At 40.4% G+C, this 13928-nt stretch carries 13 protein-coding genes; all 13 read left to right on the top strand.

What is annotated here, in order from left to right:
• Nucleotides 1-6 precede the first annotated feature (6 nt).
• The gene (locus tag B0O44_RS04970; protein ID WP_110827731.1) at nucleotides 7-993 is read left to right on the top strand and encodes a glycosyltransferase family protein; all 987 of its coding nucleotides are present in this window, start codon (nucleotides 7-9) and stop codon (nucleotides 991-993) included.
• A 144-nt stretch (nucleotides 994-1137) separates the two neighbouring features.
• Nucleotides 1138-2046 carry a DUF6427 family protein gene (locus tag B0O44_RS04965; RefSeq protein WP_245943594.1) on the top strand — a complete coding sequence of 303 codons (909 nt, stop codon included), beginning with the start codon at nucleotides 1138-1140 and terminating at the stop codon, nucleotides 2044-2046.
• 130 nt (nucleotides 2047-2176) lie between these two features.
• Nucleotides 2177-2935: a type III pantothenate kinase gene (locus B0O44_RS04960; RefSeq protein WP_110827727.1), complete on the top strand. Its 759-nt coding sequence runs from the start codon at nucleotides 2177-2179 to the stop codon at nucleotides 2933-2935.
• Entirely contained in the window at nucleotides 2895-4229 is a 1335-nt protein-coding gene (locus B0O44_RS04955; protein ID WP_245943592.1) for a porin family protein, read from the top strand. The genes B0O44_RS04960 and B0O44_RS04955 overlap by 41 nt, the downstream gene beginning before the upstream one ends.
• On the top strand, nucleotides 4230-4805 hold the full coding sequence (locus B0O44_RS04950) for a hypothetical protein (protein ID WP_110827723.1): 576 nt from the start codon (nucleotides 4230-4232) through the stop codon (nucleotides 4803-4805).
• Between the two features lie 131 nt (nucleotides 4806-4936).
• Complete coding sequence (locus tag B0O44_RS04945) at nucleotides 4937-7036, top strand: peptidylprolyl isomerase (protein ID WP_110827721.1); 2100 nt, start codon at nucleotides 4937-4939, stop codon at nucleotides 7034-7036.
• Nucleotides 7037-7099: 63 nt separating this feature from the next.
• Complete coding sequence (locus tag B0O44_RS04940) at nucleotides 7100-7615, top strand: DUF2480 family protein (protein ID WP_110827719.1); 516 nt, start codon at nucleotides 7100-7102, stop codon at nucleotides 7613-7615.
• A gap of 32 nt (nucleotides 7616-7647) precedes the next feature.
• Nucleotides 7648-8433, top strand: a complete 786-nt coding sequence (locus tag B0O44_RS04935) for a DUF3108 domain-containing protein (RefSeq protein WP_110827717.1) — start codon at nucleotides 7648-7650, stop codon at nucleotides 8431-8433.
• The gene (locus B0O44_RS04930) at nucleotides 8430-8993 is read left to right on the top strand and encodes a DUF3109 family protein (protein ID WP_110827715.1); all 564 of its coding nucleotides are present in this window, start codon (nucleotides 8430-8432) and stop codon (nucleotides 8991-8993) included. The genes B0O44_RS04935 and B0O44_RS04930 overlap by 4 nt, the downstream gene beginning before the upstream one ends.
• Nucleotides 8994-9029: 36 nt before the next feature.
• Nucleotides 9030-9890, top strand: coding sequence for a glucose-1-phosphate thymidylyltransferase RfbA (gene rfbA, locus B0O44_RS04925; protein WP_110827713.1), 861 nt, complete (start codon nucleotides 9030-9032; stop codon nucleotides 9888-9890).
• A 20-nt stretch (nucleotides 9891-9910) separates the two neighbouring features.
• Complete coding sequence (locus B0O44_RS04920) at nucleotides 9911-10588, top strand: hypothetical protein (protein ID WP_110827710.1); 678 nt, start codon at nucleotides 9911-9913, stop codon at nucleotides 10586-10588.
• Between the two features lie 35 nt (nucleotides 10589-10623).
• On the top strand, nucleotides 10624-12630 hold the full coding sequence (locus B0O44_RS04915; protein WP_110827707.1) for a hypothetical protein: 2007 nt from the start codon (nucleotides 10624-10626) through the stop codon (nucleotides 12628-12630).
• Between the two features lie 5 nt (nucleotides 12631-12635).
• Nucleotides 12636-13928, top strand: a complete 1293-nt coding sequence (locus B0O44_RS04910; protein WP_110827705.1) for a hypothetical protein — start codon at nucleotides 12636-12638, stop codon at nucleotides 13926-13928.

Genomic DNA, 13928 nt, shown 5'->3' with positions numbered 1-13928 from the left:
GTGCGGATGAAAATATTATATGCTATTCAGGGAACAGGTAATGGTCATGTCAGCCGGGCAAGAGAAATTGTCCCTTTATTACAGCAGCATGGAGAAGTTGACCTGCTGATCAGCGGGACCCAGGCCGATGTCAAACTTAGCCAGCCGGTTAAATACCAACTTCACGGATTCAGTTTTATTTTTGGAAAAAAAGGAGGTGTCGATCATTGGGCAACCTGGAAAACGATGAACCTGCCCAGGTTTGTCCGTGACATGAGAAGCCTTCCCTTAAAAGAATATAACCTGATTCTTAATGATTTCGAGCCCGTTACAGCCTGGGCCTGTAAATGGAGGGGGATTCCAAGTGTTGGTTTGAGCCATCAGGCTTCTTTTCAATCCCCTAAAGTTCCAAAGCCCAAAAGCATTGACTGGGCACAGCTGGTCATGAAGTATTATGCCCCTGCCAGTCATTATATCGGCTTCCATTTTGACCGCTATGATGACTTTATTTATACCCCGGTTATACGTTCAGAAATCAGGAGCCTTTTGGTTACAGACCTGGGGCATTATACCGTATATCTTCCTGCCCTGGATGATAAATTCCTTGTTCCGCTATTAAAACAAGTTCCTCAGGTAAACTGGGAGGTGTTTTCTAAACATTCGAAACAAAAATATACAGATGCCAATGTGCGGGTTTCACCGGTAAACAACGAAGAATTTAACAAGAGTCTGGCCAGCAGCAGCGGGCTTTTTACCGGGGGTGGGTTTGAAGGACCTGCGGAGGCACTTTATCTTGGAAAAAAACTATTGGTGGTCCCCATGAAATTTCAATACGAACAGCAATGTAATGCTTTTGCATTAAAACAATTTGGGCTGCCTGTCATTTGGGGCAGCAATAAAGACTGGCTTCCAATGGTCAGGGATTGGGTAAACAAAAGCCAGGAACATAAATTTTATTTCCCCGATGAGACGGCTGCTGTAATTGATAAAGTTGTAAAGCAGTTTGCCAGATAATTTCCTTTACTTTGCCTTTTGTAGTTGTTTTTATTTTATTCAGATAAATCCAGACAGAATCCGCTTTAAGGCATGATAAATCAGTTCAGAACATTAAACCCTATAAATCTTCTTATTTTATTCGCATATACCTTTTTTATGCGGATGGCCATATTTATAGACCTGCCCCCAAAGCTGAACTTTGAGTTCCTGGAACCATATGTGAAATTTTTTGTACAGATCCCTATTCAAAATAATTTTTCTCCTTCAGTAAATATATTTTTTGCAGCCATTCTGGTTTATGTACAGGCACTGGTTTTTAACCGGATTGTGAACAACCATGGTTTGTTAAATAAGCCCGGCTATCTTCCTGCCTTGTTATATATTAGCAGTACCAGTTTGTTTATGCCCTTTCTGGTCCTGAGTCCGCCGCTAATCTGTAACTTTCTGCTGATCTGGATTATGGATAAGTTTTTGAAGGTGGGCAAAACGCCCAATGCCATTATGCTGATGTTTGACATCGGGATGATTATTGCCATCGGATCGCTGATCTATTTTCCTTTTATCATTATGCTGCTGATGCTGTGGCTTAGTCTGATGTTGTACAGGTCTTTCAACTGGAGAGAATGGGTTTCTGGTCTGATCGGGTTTTTAACGATTTTCTTTTTTCTCGCCGTATTTTATTACTGGCACGATGACATCCGTATTTTTTATAAGATTTGGCTTCCGCTCACCAATAAATTTCCTTCGGTATTTGAACTTCATTATAAAGATTACCTGGTGTTGCTGCCGGTATTGGTCATGATGGTTTTGGCGATGATTCAATTGCGTGAGAACTTCTTCAGAAGTTTCATCAGCACAAGAAAGGCCTTTCAAATGCTTTTTTTTATGTTTTTGCTGGCTGCTTTGAGTTTTTACATTAAGCCAGACTTCAGGATTTCCCATTTTTTAATGTGTGTGCCTCCGGGAGCCGTACTTTTGGCATATTATTTTTCCAATGCAAGCAAGCGATGGTTTTACGAGAGTTTGTTCCTGGTTTTTATCCTCACGATTCAGTACTTTTTGTTCGTTTAACTTTTTTTAACAAATTGATCCCTTAATCTTTGCTAAAGATTAATAGCTTTGTGCCATGAAGATTGGAGTTATGGTTCATTGCCTGCAAAATGCAGGATTCATCATGTTATCAGGTATCTCTGGAATTTAAATGCATCATCTTGTTATAGATATAGGCAATACAAACAGTAAAATTGCTGTTTTTAAAATGAGAGAACTGATCCACTTTGAATCGGTTCATCATTTGGATCAAAGCAGGATTGCAGAGATTATCAGGGACTATGGAATAAGCCATTCTGCAGTATCCTCCGTAAGTGATGAACATAAAGGGTTGATTTCCTTTCTGAAAATCAATACTCAATATACCGAATTCTCTGTTCGTATTCAGATGGGGATTAAAAACAATTACGGTACGGGGACCACACTTGGTTTAGACCGCTGGGCTAAAGTAATTGCAGCACACCGGCTTTACCCAGGGCAGGATTGTTTTATGATAGATTGCGGTACCTGTATTACTTATGATCTGCTGAATCGGAAACAGGAATACGATGGTGGAAGTATCAGTCTGGGTTTGAATATGAGGTTTCAGGCACTGGCACATTTTACCGGGAGGCTGCCATTGGTAAAATGGGATAAAGAAATTTTAAGGATCCCGGCAGGATCCAACACAAATAATGCAATATTGAATGGCGTATTACAGGGGGCGGTTTATGAAGTGGATGGTTTTATAGCGCATCAATATGCGAATAACAATAAAGTAAGGATAATGATCACAGGCGGAGATGCCCCTTTTCTGATGGAACAGTTAAAAGACCGAAGTTATGGGCATAGTCTGATACACGAACCTTATCTGGTATTAAAAGGATTAAATGAAGCTATTGCATTTGAACAACATGTACAAAAAAATTAGTTATATCACAGCCCTTATGGTTGTGCTCGCCAGCATAACGGTAGAGGCGCAGATTACTACACAGTCACCATATTCAAAGTTTGGTGTGGGAAATATTAAAGGAATGCTTTTGCCGCAGCTGAAAGCAATGGGCGGAATTTCAACAGGGGTTTATAAGCCTTATGATTTTTACAACAATACCATCAATATGCAAAACCCGGCATCCTATGCTGGAATAGGTTTAACCACCATTGATATTGGCTTGAGTACAAACCTGGTCACATTAAAGAGCGGCTCGATAAAAGAAAACAATTTCAATGCGACACTGAGCCATTTTGCGATTGGTATTCCGGTCAACTCACACTCTGCAATGAGTTTTGGTATTTTACCTTATTCAGAAACCGGTTATCAGTTTACCAACCGGTTAGACCTGGGCAATGGCCAGCAGGCGGATTATATTTATGCAGGAGAGGGTGGATTAACCAAAGCTTATATTGGTTATGGTTACCGGATTGGTCATTTAAATCTGGGCGCGAATGCAGAGTATACTTTTGGTAATTTATTGCGGTCCCGTTCTACGGAACTTGTTGTCGATCCAACTGTAGCCAACAATACGATTAATTCACGTATGCAGGATAAAAACAGTGTGGGTGGGATTAACTTTTCTTACGGACTTCAATATGATATTGCATTGAACAGTAAAACATCCATTATTATTGGTTATTCCGGATCTTCTGCCTCCAAACTCAGTTCAACGACATCTAATGTGGTCACCCAATACCGTAAAGATGGCACAACAGAATTGACCGCGATAGATACCCTGCCTGGGTCGGCAGCTGTGGAAGGCAAACTTAAACTTCCTTTAATGCACAATTTTGGTTTTACTGTTCAGAAAATGAATAAATGGATGTTTGGAGCAGATTACAGGATCGGTAAATGGTCTGAGTATTCCGTTCACGGGGTAAACCAGGGTTTGCAGGATACCTATGGTGTTTCTGTGGGTGGTCAGATTACCCCAGATTTTAACTCCATTGGTAATTATTTTGATCGTGTAGATTACCGTTTGGGTGTAAAGTACGATAAAACCTATATCAATTTACAGAACCAGGATATTAAGCAAATGGCAATTACGTTTGGTTTAGGGTTGCCTCTGGCCAGAAACATCAATAACCAGGCTTTTTACCGGATGAATTTTTCAACTGAAATTGGTAAAAGAGGAACCACAAATAATGGCTTGCTGCAGGAGAATTTTATTAATTTTCATTTAGGTTTTACGCTGAATGACAGGTGGTTCAGAAAGTTCAAGTTTGACTAAATGAATGCCCGTGGCATATTCTCTGGTGTAATCGTTTTATTGTTTTTTTTACAAACGACGCTCTCCTCTTGTTCTGATGATGATTTGAAGAAGGCGGCAGCATTGTCTGCGAATAAAGTAGCGCTGACAAAAGACAGGTCATTGGGGGTAGAGGTAATTTATAGCGATTCTGCTAAAGTTAAAGCCAAAGGTTTTGCCCCTGTGCTGGATAAAGTCAGTCCAAAAACGGGAAACCAGTACCAGGAAATGCCCAAAGGGGTTAATATTGATTTTTATGGGGACCAGTTGGCAAAAACGGGGAGCATTACCTCCGATTATGCGATCATGAAAGAAACCGAACAACTGACTGTTTTTAAAAAGAATGTTGTCGTGGTGACCGATAATATGACCTTTTTGACGGAAGAACTCACCTGGGACCAGCGTCAAAAAAAATTCTTTTCCCCAAAGGGTAAAATGAAAAGACCAGATGGGTCTTATGTGGATGCCATTAACTTTTCTGCGCCGGAAGATTTTAGCACCACAAGCTTCGAACAGGCCAGTGGAACCACTTACGTTAAGGGAGATTTAGACCCTTAAGTTATCTGTATTTTGGCTTGCTTATTTCCTTAATTTATAAATACTTATTCAAAAACATTTTAATATTTTCTTTTTTTGGCAAAAGTTGTATCTTGCGCCCTCTTAAAAAAAAATTATAAATAAGAATTATTATGGGTTTAATGACATTTTTGCGTAACCGTGCCGGCTTTATTCTTATAGGCTTTATCGGTTTTGCAATTGTTGCATTTTTGTTGAGCGATGCAATCAAAGTAGGTAAGCCTTTTTGGGCTGATTCTCAAAGGGTAGTAGGATCAGTTGATGGCCAAGAGATAGGCATCGAAGAATTTGGCAAAAAAGTAGAGCAAAGCGAAGCGCAGTTCAAGCAGCAATACGGTGGAAGTTCAAATCCACAGATGCAGGCGATGGCTGTTGAAAATGTTTGGAACGGTGAAGTGGCAAATATCCTGCTTGCTAAAGAATATGGTCGTATTGGCCTGACTGTATCGGGTGATGAATTATATGATCTATTGCAAGGTAAAAATCCAAGCCCGCTGATCGCTCAGTATTTTGGAAATCCGCAAACAGGTCAGGTAGACCGTGCAGCTGTTATTAACAGTTTAAAGCAGTCTTCCAAAAATCCTCAATTGAAAAGCCAGTGGGATCTTTTGCAGGCGGAGATTGAAAAACAAGCATTGCAAAAAAAATATGGTAACCTGATTAAAAATTCAGTGTATGTGACCACTATTGAGGCCAATGATGAATATCAAAACAGAAATAAACTGGCTAAATTTGATTATGTCAACCTGGATTATGCTTCTATTGCAGATGCGACATTGAAATTATCGGAATCGGATTACTCAGATTATTACAATGAGCATAAAAACTTATTTGATAATCCTGCAGAGACCAGATCTTTTGAATATGTTTCCTTTAGTGTAAACCCTACAAAAGAAGATTCAGCTGCGGTTAAAAATCAAATTGAAAAACTAGCTGTAGATTTTAAAACAGCAAAAAATGACTCTTTATTTTCGGCCATTAACTCCGATGTAAAGGTTCCTTATGTATACCTTTCTAAAGGTAAACTCGATAAAGCTGTTGATTCTGCAGTATTTGCACTTCCAGCCGGTAGCTTCTACGGACCTAAATTGTCGGGCAATTCCTACAAACTCGTTAAAGTGGTGGATACCAGATTTTCACCAGATTCAGTAAAAGCCAGTCATATTCTTATCGATGCAGCTAAAGTTGGTGGTACAGATAAAGCCGTAAAACTCGCAGACTCCTTAAAAGGACTTGTTGAAAAAGGAACAAGCCTGGCCAGTCTGGCAGCACAATACAGTTCAGATCCGGGTTCTAAAGACAAAGGTGGCGAACTGGGTACATTTGCCCGCGGACAAATGGTCCCTGAATTTGAAAACGCAGCCTTTAATGGTAAAGCAGGAGACCTGAAAGTTGTGCGCTCACAATATGGTGTGCACCTGATTAAAATAGAAAAACAAGTTGGGTCTTCTAAAGTGGCTAAATTGGCTTACATTGAGAAAAACTTAACTTCCAGTAGCAAAACAAAAGATGCGGCTTATAAAAAGGCAACTGGTTTCCTGAATGAAGCAAAAGGAGATAACTTCAGCAGCCTGGCTCAGAAAAAAGGCTATACCGTTGGCGTAGCAGATAAAGTAACCGCCAGTCAGGGTTATGCCCCAGGCCTGGATAACCCACGTCCACTGATTAAAGATGCTTATGCTGCTGCAAAAGGTGATGTATTAGGGCAGGTTTATCAAATGGAAAATGCATTTGTTGTTGCCCGTTTAACGGATATTAAACCAAAAGGATTGTTGCCTTTGGAATCGGTTAAAAAAGATATTGAACCAATGGTTCGTCAGGCCGTAAAAGCTAAGACATTAACTGAAAAATTGAACAATGCTTTAAAAGGAGCGGGTAATTTAAATCAGGTGGCCCAAAAAGTAGGTAAGCAGGTTGTTCCAGTAGAAAATATTGTTTTCGGTAACCCGGTCCTTCCTGGAGTAGGTCAGGAGAATAAATTGATTGGTACTGTTTTTGGTTCAGCTGTAAATAAAGTTTCCAGCCCGGTTGCTGGTGATCATGGTGTTTATGCCTTTACTGTTGCTGCCTTTACAAACCCTGCTCCATTGGCAAATACTTATAAGCAAAAAGAAACGATGCTGCTTAGCGTAGGTCAGCGTGCCTTAGGCTCCGCTTTCCAGGCGCTTCAGGATAAAAGCAAGATAAAAGACAATAGGGTGAAATTCTATTAATCTTATTTTACGTAATTTTGTAACCGGAAGTTTAATGCTTCCGGTTTTTTTTTGTAGCAAAAAATGGATATTCAGGAGAATTTTGTAAATAAGGTGAGTTCCAGTGGTTTGATTACCCTTAATCTGGAAGATTACCATCATAAAGGAGAGCGGTTGGTGTACGACCTGAAGGATAATCTTTTTCATGGTCTGATCCTTCGCGAGAAAGATTTCAGGGAGTTCATAAAGGAGCATGACTGGGCGCAATACCAGGATAAAAATGTGGCTGTTATCTGCTCTGCAGACGCCATTGTTCCAACCTGGGCTTATATGTTGCTGGCAAGTAAGATGCAGCCTTTTGCCCATGAAGTCGTATTTGGAAATGCAGATGTACTGGAAGCGGTATTGTTTAGTAAGGCCCTTGCAAAAATAGATGTTTCTTCATTTTCAGGTGAACGTGTGGTGGTCAAAGGTTGCGCAGATATAGAGGTTCCGGTTTCGGCCTATGTAGAGCTCACTAATTTGCTCAGACCGGTTGTAAAGAGCATCATGTACGGTGAGCCATGTTCAACTGTGCCCATCTATAAGCGAAAAGACTAAAGTTTTTGGAGAGCTTTTTGCATGGGTCGGGTATGAGGTACACTTTTTTTGTAGCAGTTGCTTTTGTAATTCTTAGTTTAAGTGTTTTTTCCCAGGAGCTTCCCGTCAAAAAAGAACCTGTTTTTCAGGCGGGTGAGGTATTGGAATATAAACTCAGGTATGGTTTTATTACTGCTGCTGAGGGAACATTAAAAGTGCTGAACTCCGATTTGAAATTTGATGACAAACCGACTTATAAACTGGTGGTAGACGCCCGGACCTCGGGAACATTTGATATTTTTTATAAAATAAGGGACCATTACGATTCTTATATTGATAAGGATAACCTAACCCCTTACTTTTATCAGGAAAACATCCGGGAGTCGAGTTACCGCAGAGAGGATAAAGCCAGGTTTACGCAAAGCACAAAAAAAGTAGTTTCCAACAGAGGGACTTTTACGGGGCCGACGAATCAAACCTTTGACCTGGTTTCGGCTTATTATTTTGCCAGGAGCCTTGACTTGTCAAATATTAAATCAGGCGACCAGTTTGCACTTAATTATTTTTTGCAGGATGGGATCAGCCAGTTGAAAATTGAATATATAGGAAAAGAGGTCATCAAAACTAAACTGGGTAAAATCAGGTGCCTTAAATTTAGTCCTTCCATACAACCCGGACGGATTTTCAGAAAGGACAGTAAACTGTATCTTTGGATAACGGATGACAACAACCGTGTACCTGTTAAAGCGCAGGTAGAGATTCTTGTCGGAGCGGTTACCATGGAGATTAAATCAGCCACCGGACTTAAATATCCTTTGGCTCAAATTGAAGAAAAATGATAGAAGTTCAAAATACCCTGGTGCACGAAGAGGTGATTCATGAAAATTTTGTGTGCAATTTAAATAAATGCAAGGGGATTTGCTGTGTAGAGGGTGATTCCGGGGCACCATTGGATCAATCGGAGAAAGCCATACTTGAAGATATTTATCCCAAAATCCGGCACCTGCTTGCCGAAAAGGGTATTGCAGCTATAGAAGAATATGGGACTTCAGTAGTAGATGCAGACGGGGATTTAACCACGCCATGTGTGGATGGGCATAAGGAATGTGCTTATGTCACCTTTGAAAACGGCATTACAAAATGTGCCATAGAAAAAGCCTACGAACAAGGTCTGGTGGATTGGCAGAAACCGATTTCCTGCCATTTATATCCGATTCGGATTACCCAGTATCCTGAATTTGATGTGCTGAATTATGACCGGTGGAGCATATGTAAAGATGCCTGTACTTTTGGGCGTGAACTCAAGGTTCCGGTATACCAGTTTTTAAAGGGGCCCCTGATTAGAAAGTATGGAGAAGAATGGTATGCAGAACTGGAAAACAGTGTGCATCAGATCTGAAAAAATTTTAATGTTAAAAACTAAAACCAAATAAACTTGAAAGGAATAATTTTAGCAGGGGGAAGCGGTACAAGACTGCATCCTTTAACCTTGGTGATGAGCAAACAAATGATGCCGGTTTATGATAAACCGATGATCTATTACCCACTTTCTACTTTGATGCTGGCCGGGATCAGGGAAATCCTGATCATTTCCACCCCACATGATCTTCCGAATTTTGAACGCCTGCTGGGTGACGGAAGCCGTTTAGGCTGTAAATTTTCCTATGCAGTACAAGAAGAACCTAACGGACTGGCCCAGGCTTTTGTGATCGGGGCAGATTTTATAGGTCAGGACAAAGTCGCTTTGGTACTGGGAGATAATATATTTTATGGCGATGGAATGGCCAAACTTTTACAGGGCAGTTCGGATCCGGATGGCGGCGTTGTATTTGCCTATCGTGTGGCCGATCCGGAGCGATATGGCGTAGTTGAGTTTGATGAAAACAAGAAGGCCATTTCTATAGAAGAAAAACCAACTGAACCAAAATCCGATTATGCTGTCCCGGGACTTTATTTCTATGACAACTCGGTGGTGGAGATTGCTAAAAACATTAAACCATCTCCAAGAGGGGAGTACGAAATTACAGATGTCAATAAGGTATATCTGGAGCAGGGAAAACTTAAAGTGGGCGTGCTCAGCAGAGGGACTGCCTGGTTGGATACCGGTACCTTTACTTCACTGATGCAGGCAGGACAATTTGTACAGGTCATTGAAGAGCGCCAGGGACTAAAAATTGGTTGTATTGAAGAGGTGGCTTACCGCATGGGCTTTATTGACAGAGCGCAACTTCGCATCATTGCCGAACCCTTAGTGAAAAGTGGATATGGAGCATATTTGCTAAAGATCACAAAATAATTTAACGCTTTAACCTACCTATGATTGCGAAAAATTATTTGCCGGCCCTGGGCCTGCTGCTGTGCTGTTTCCTGTGTTCCTGTTTCCAGGTCATAGAAGAGGTCAATGTACAGGAAAACGGATCGGGAACAGCCAGCCTTACCTTAAACCTGAGCGCCAGCAAGGCTAAAGTCGCTTCACTGATGCTGCTCGATAGTGCCGGAGGTTATAAAGTGCCTTCCAGACAGAAGATTCAGCAGGAAATGGGAGAAGTCGTTGCTTATTTAAAAAAGACAAAAGGAATAAGCAATGTTCAGAAAAAGATTGACTTTGAGAATTTTATTGCCAGTGTAAGCTTTTCATTTGAGCACATCTCCAACATCAATAACCTGAATCAGACTGTACTCAAAAAACTGAAAGTAAATGTAATCAGTAACTCCTCCTATAGCTATGAGCCCGCAAATGGAATTTTTCAGCGCAATTATACTTATGCTAAAGAAGCCATATTGCAATATAATAAGCTAAAACCAGAGGCCAGAAACGTTTTCAAAGAAGCCAGTTATACCAGTATATACCGTTTTGGAAAACCAATTGCTTCCTATTCCAATACCCTTGGCAAATTATCCAAAAGTAAAAAGGCCATTATGCTGAATACTTCTGTAATGGGGTTGATTAATGGCAAAACAAACATTTCCAATACAATTGTACTTACAAAATAAATTACATCTTTTACACCTATGCTAACATCTATCTAATGAAAACCGATCTTATTTTTAAATGGGCCGCAATTTTTGCTTTCCTGCTGGGCAGTTTTAATATCAACGCTCAGGATCTAAGCAAAAAGATACCAGCCGACGCCCTTGCGGTGATTACCCTAAAGGGAAATAACCTGACTAAACTTTTGTCCGTTGAAGAGTTTAACCACACTTTTCTTGGAGAAAAAGTTTTAAATAAACTTTCGCGTTCGGGCAATAAGACATTTAAAAGCCTGGATGATCTTGGTTTTGATTTATCTTCTACTTTTTATTATTACAATCAAAGTAATGACAGTGTAACTTATAACTGTTTCCTGGCGCCGGTAAAAAATGTGGCTCAAGTAGATGAGCTCTATAGCGGCGCTGGAAAGTCTTTCCATTTAAAGGGAAAGATCAGAACGTATTGCGATGAGGATTCAACGGGTATTGTTATTTGGGATGAGCAGATGTTGCTTTTTGTTAAAGCGGAGGAGAAAAGTGGTTATTTTTCCAGGCTAGATGTGCGTAAGCGTTTTGGTTTAAGCGCTTATGATGCGAGCGCAGCTGCAGCTGCGACAGCGGTAGCTGATTCTGCTGCAGTGGTTGCAGATCAGGCGATGACTGTTGCAGTGGATTCTGCGGTAACGGTTGTGCAGGCACAGCAAATACCTCAGCCCGAAAAACCACAAATTAGAAAGTCCAAATCGGGTAAAACGAAAAAAAATGTAAAAAAAGGGCAAAGGCATCCCCGGAAAAAAAGGATCATCAAGCCCCCTGTTGTAAAAGAAGCTGAACCAAAAGAGGAAATGCTGGGCGCTGTGGAGGAAACTGTACCAGCCTCTGCAGACAGTAGTTATTATGCCGATCTCCGGATTAAAAAAAGGCTGTTGTCAGATTGGGCGATAAAGAAAACAGAAGGCTTTTTCAACGAGAAAACCAGCAACTCTATTCAGGACAATAAAGACTTTAAAAAAAGTATTGATCCAAATGCAGAAGTTACCGTCTGGATATCAGGGGCAGATCGACTTTTACAGGCTTATCTGCCGCAGAGCAATTACTTTAAAGGGATAAATTTTTTGAATGGTTATGGAACTGCCAACGCGAGGCTTTACCTGAATGAACAGTCCATAAAAATCAACACCTCTATAACCTTTTCTCAGGATATGGCCCGCGTTTTCAAAAAAGTGAACAGCAGGAAAATCAACAAAGAATTTTTAAACTACCTGAACGAGGATAAACTGATTGGTTATGTGGGCTATGCTATGGACTCAAAAGCCTACCTGGAAGAATATCCAGGTTTAACTTCCAGGATGTACGCTTCGAGTCCCTATGCCGATGAAATTAGCCTTGCAACAGATTTGATTTCTTTGTTGCTGGACGAGCAGGCTGTAAGTAAGGTGGTAAAAGGAGATGTCCTTTTTGCATTTAACGGATTAAAACAACGGGAAGTCAGTTATAAAACTTACGAGTACAATGAAGAGAATTTCGAGACTAAAGAGGTTCAGAAAACAAAAAAAGAAACCCTGCCCGACTTTCTCTGTATGATTTCAACGGAAGATACCCGCCTGATCAATAAACTGATTGCTTACGGTCTGAAAAAACAAGTGGTAAAAAATAATGGGCCTTACTATGAACTTGCTTTTCCAAAAAGTCCAATGACCCTTTATTTTACGATTCGTAAAGGGATCATCTTTTTGGGCAGCGATGCTGTAGAAATGGAGCAGATTGCAGGTGACCGGTTCTCCGGAAGCCTTTCTTCCAGAAACAGAAGAATGCTCTCCAATACAAATTATGCGGCTTACTTCAGTGCTAAAAAACTTGTCGGAAAGATTCCTGCCGAAGAATTGGGTAATCCTGATAAAATAAAAAGAACAAATAAAGTTTTAAGTGCGATGGGAGACATTTATCTTAAATCGGATCAGATAGAGGGCGATACTTTTTCAGGTGAAGTGAGCATGGACATCCCTGCCGGACAAAAAAATGCATTAACCTACCTGATCTCTTTGGTTGAAGACTTTAAAAAATAAAAGACATGGTAAAGAAATTGCGTATTGCAGCAATATTTTTATTGTTGTTGCTTGGAGCAATTTATGGTTATTGGCAGTTGCGGAAATATCAGTCCCTCCGGCAACCCGTCCATAAAGATGCTGCGCTGATTTTTAAAATCAACCTGGATGCACTTCTTTTTTCTGAATTGAAGCATCCAGGTGGACCATTAAATGCCTACAAAAACAATAAGCTGATTCCTGAGGGAGTTTCTGCGCCATCAAGCATTGTTTTGTATTCTTTAAAAAAGGAACCGCTGAGCAGCTTCTTTTGTGTGCTTAAGATCAACGATTCCGCTGCATTGAAGAAGTACCTTAAAAATTCATGGAAAATAAACCAGTTCAGTACAGATAAGGGAGGAAATAGTTATGGGCATTCTACTGATGGGAGACTGAACGTGGCCTGTAACGCCAATGAACTGGCCTTTTCTTATAGCTTAAAAAAAACGCAGACAAAAGACGTTTTAACCGATTTACTGAATAAAAACAATTTATTGGATCCACAGGACCCAAGATTACAGCTGCTGAAAAAAGAACCAGCAGAGTTTTCTTACATTTTTGAAAATTATAAAGGTACCGGTGAATTTCACCACAACCTTTTACAACTGCGGGGGACTATTCCTACCCATGATTTGAACCCACCTGCACAGTCTGTGTCTGCTTTAGCACCCGGGCCTGGAGGCGTCTTGAAATTCTGGTTGAACGCAAACCTTGAAAAAACCTTCTCTAAAACGGAATTTAATTTGAAAGGACATGTGCTCGAAAAGGCCAGATTAATGAAATATTACGGCGGTTACATCGATGCAGAAATTAAAAATACCCTTAGTCAGACGGATTCGGTAATTACTTATGTCTATAATGATGATTTTGAAAAGACAGCCCAGGTTCAGCTGAAGGAGGTACAGGTGCCCCGCTTGCAGGTAAAAATCGGAAGCCCTGAGCCCGGCGCACTTTTTACTTATCTTCGGGATCATCAATTTATTTCTGAAAAAGGAGTTTGGAACAGAGATTTATTTCCTCTTTATCGTGTTTATGCAAGTACCGGGCGGAACTTTCTGAGTTTAAGCACTTCTTCAGAAAAAATTGGGTCAGGAACAATGAAACCCAGTCCATATTTTGTATATCTGGACATTGATTTTAATCAGATGAAAAAACAGAAGATGTTCCCTTTTCTAGGTCCCTACATAGAAAACCTGGAGCACCTGCAATTAAAAGGGACTAAAACGGGAAATGAACCTGGCAAAATTGAAATGGAAATTCTTTTTAATAAAGGAAATTAA

Source organism: Pedobacter nutrimenti, from assembly GCF_003208655.1.
Lineage (GTDB): Bacteria > Bacteroidota > Bacteroidia > Sphingobacteriales > Sphingobacteriaceae > Pedobacter > Pedobacter nutrimenti.
The sequence above is the reverse complement of the archived record's forward strand: the minus strand, read 5'-3'. Positions and strand labels throughout refer to the sequence as shown.

Coding starts and splice junctions, on each gene's coding strand:
- B0O44_RS04960 (WP_110827727.1), top strand. CDS start 2,177: ATGCATCATCTTGTTATAGATATAGGCAATACAAACAGTAAAATTGCT.
- B0O44_RS04930 (WP_110827715.1), top strand. CDS start 8,430: ATGATAGAAGTTCAAAATACCCTGGTGCACGAAGAGGTGATTCATGAA.
- B0O44_RS04935 (WP_110827717.1), top strand. CDS start 7,648: ATGAGGTACACTTTTTTTGTAGCAGTTGCTTTTGTAATTCTTAGTTTA.
- B0O44_RS04970 (WP_110827731.1), top strand. CDS start 7: ATGAAAATATTATATGCTATTCAGGGAACAGGTAATGGTCATGTCAGC.
- B0O44_RS04915 (WP_110827707.1), top strand. CDS start 10,624: ATGAAAACCGATCTTATTTTTAAATGGGCCGCAATTTTTGCTTTCCTG.
- B0O44_RS04955 (WP_245943592.1), top strand. CDS start 2,895: ATGAAGCTATTGCATTTGAACAACATGTACAAAAAAATTAGTTATATC.
- B0O44_RS04910 (WP_110827705.1), top strand. CDS start 12,636: ATGGTAAAGAAATTGCGTATTGCAGCAATATTTTTATTGTTGTTGCTT.
- B0O44_RS04965 (WP_245943594.1), top strand. CDS start 1,138: ATGGCCATATTTATAGACCTGCCCCCAAAGCTGAACTTTGAGTTCCTG.
- B0O44_RS04950 (WP_110827723.1), top strand. CDS start 4,230: ATGAATGCCCGTGGCATATTCTCTGGTGTAATCGTTTTATTGTTTTTT.
- B0O44_RS04920 (WP_110827710.1), top strand. CDS start 9,911: ATGATTGCGAAAAATTATTTGCCGGCCCTGGGCCTGCTGCTGTGCTGT.
- B0O44_RS04945 (WP_110827721.1), top strand. CDS start 4,937: ATGGGTTTAATGACATTTTTGCGTAACCGTGCCGGCTTTATTCTTATA.
- B0O44_RS04940 (WP_110827719.1), top strand. CDS start 7,100: ATGGATATTCAGGAGAATTTTGTAAATAAGGTGAGTTCCAGTGGTTTG.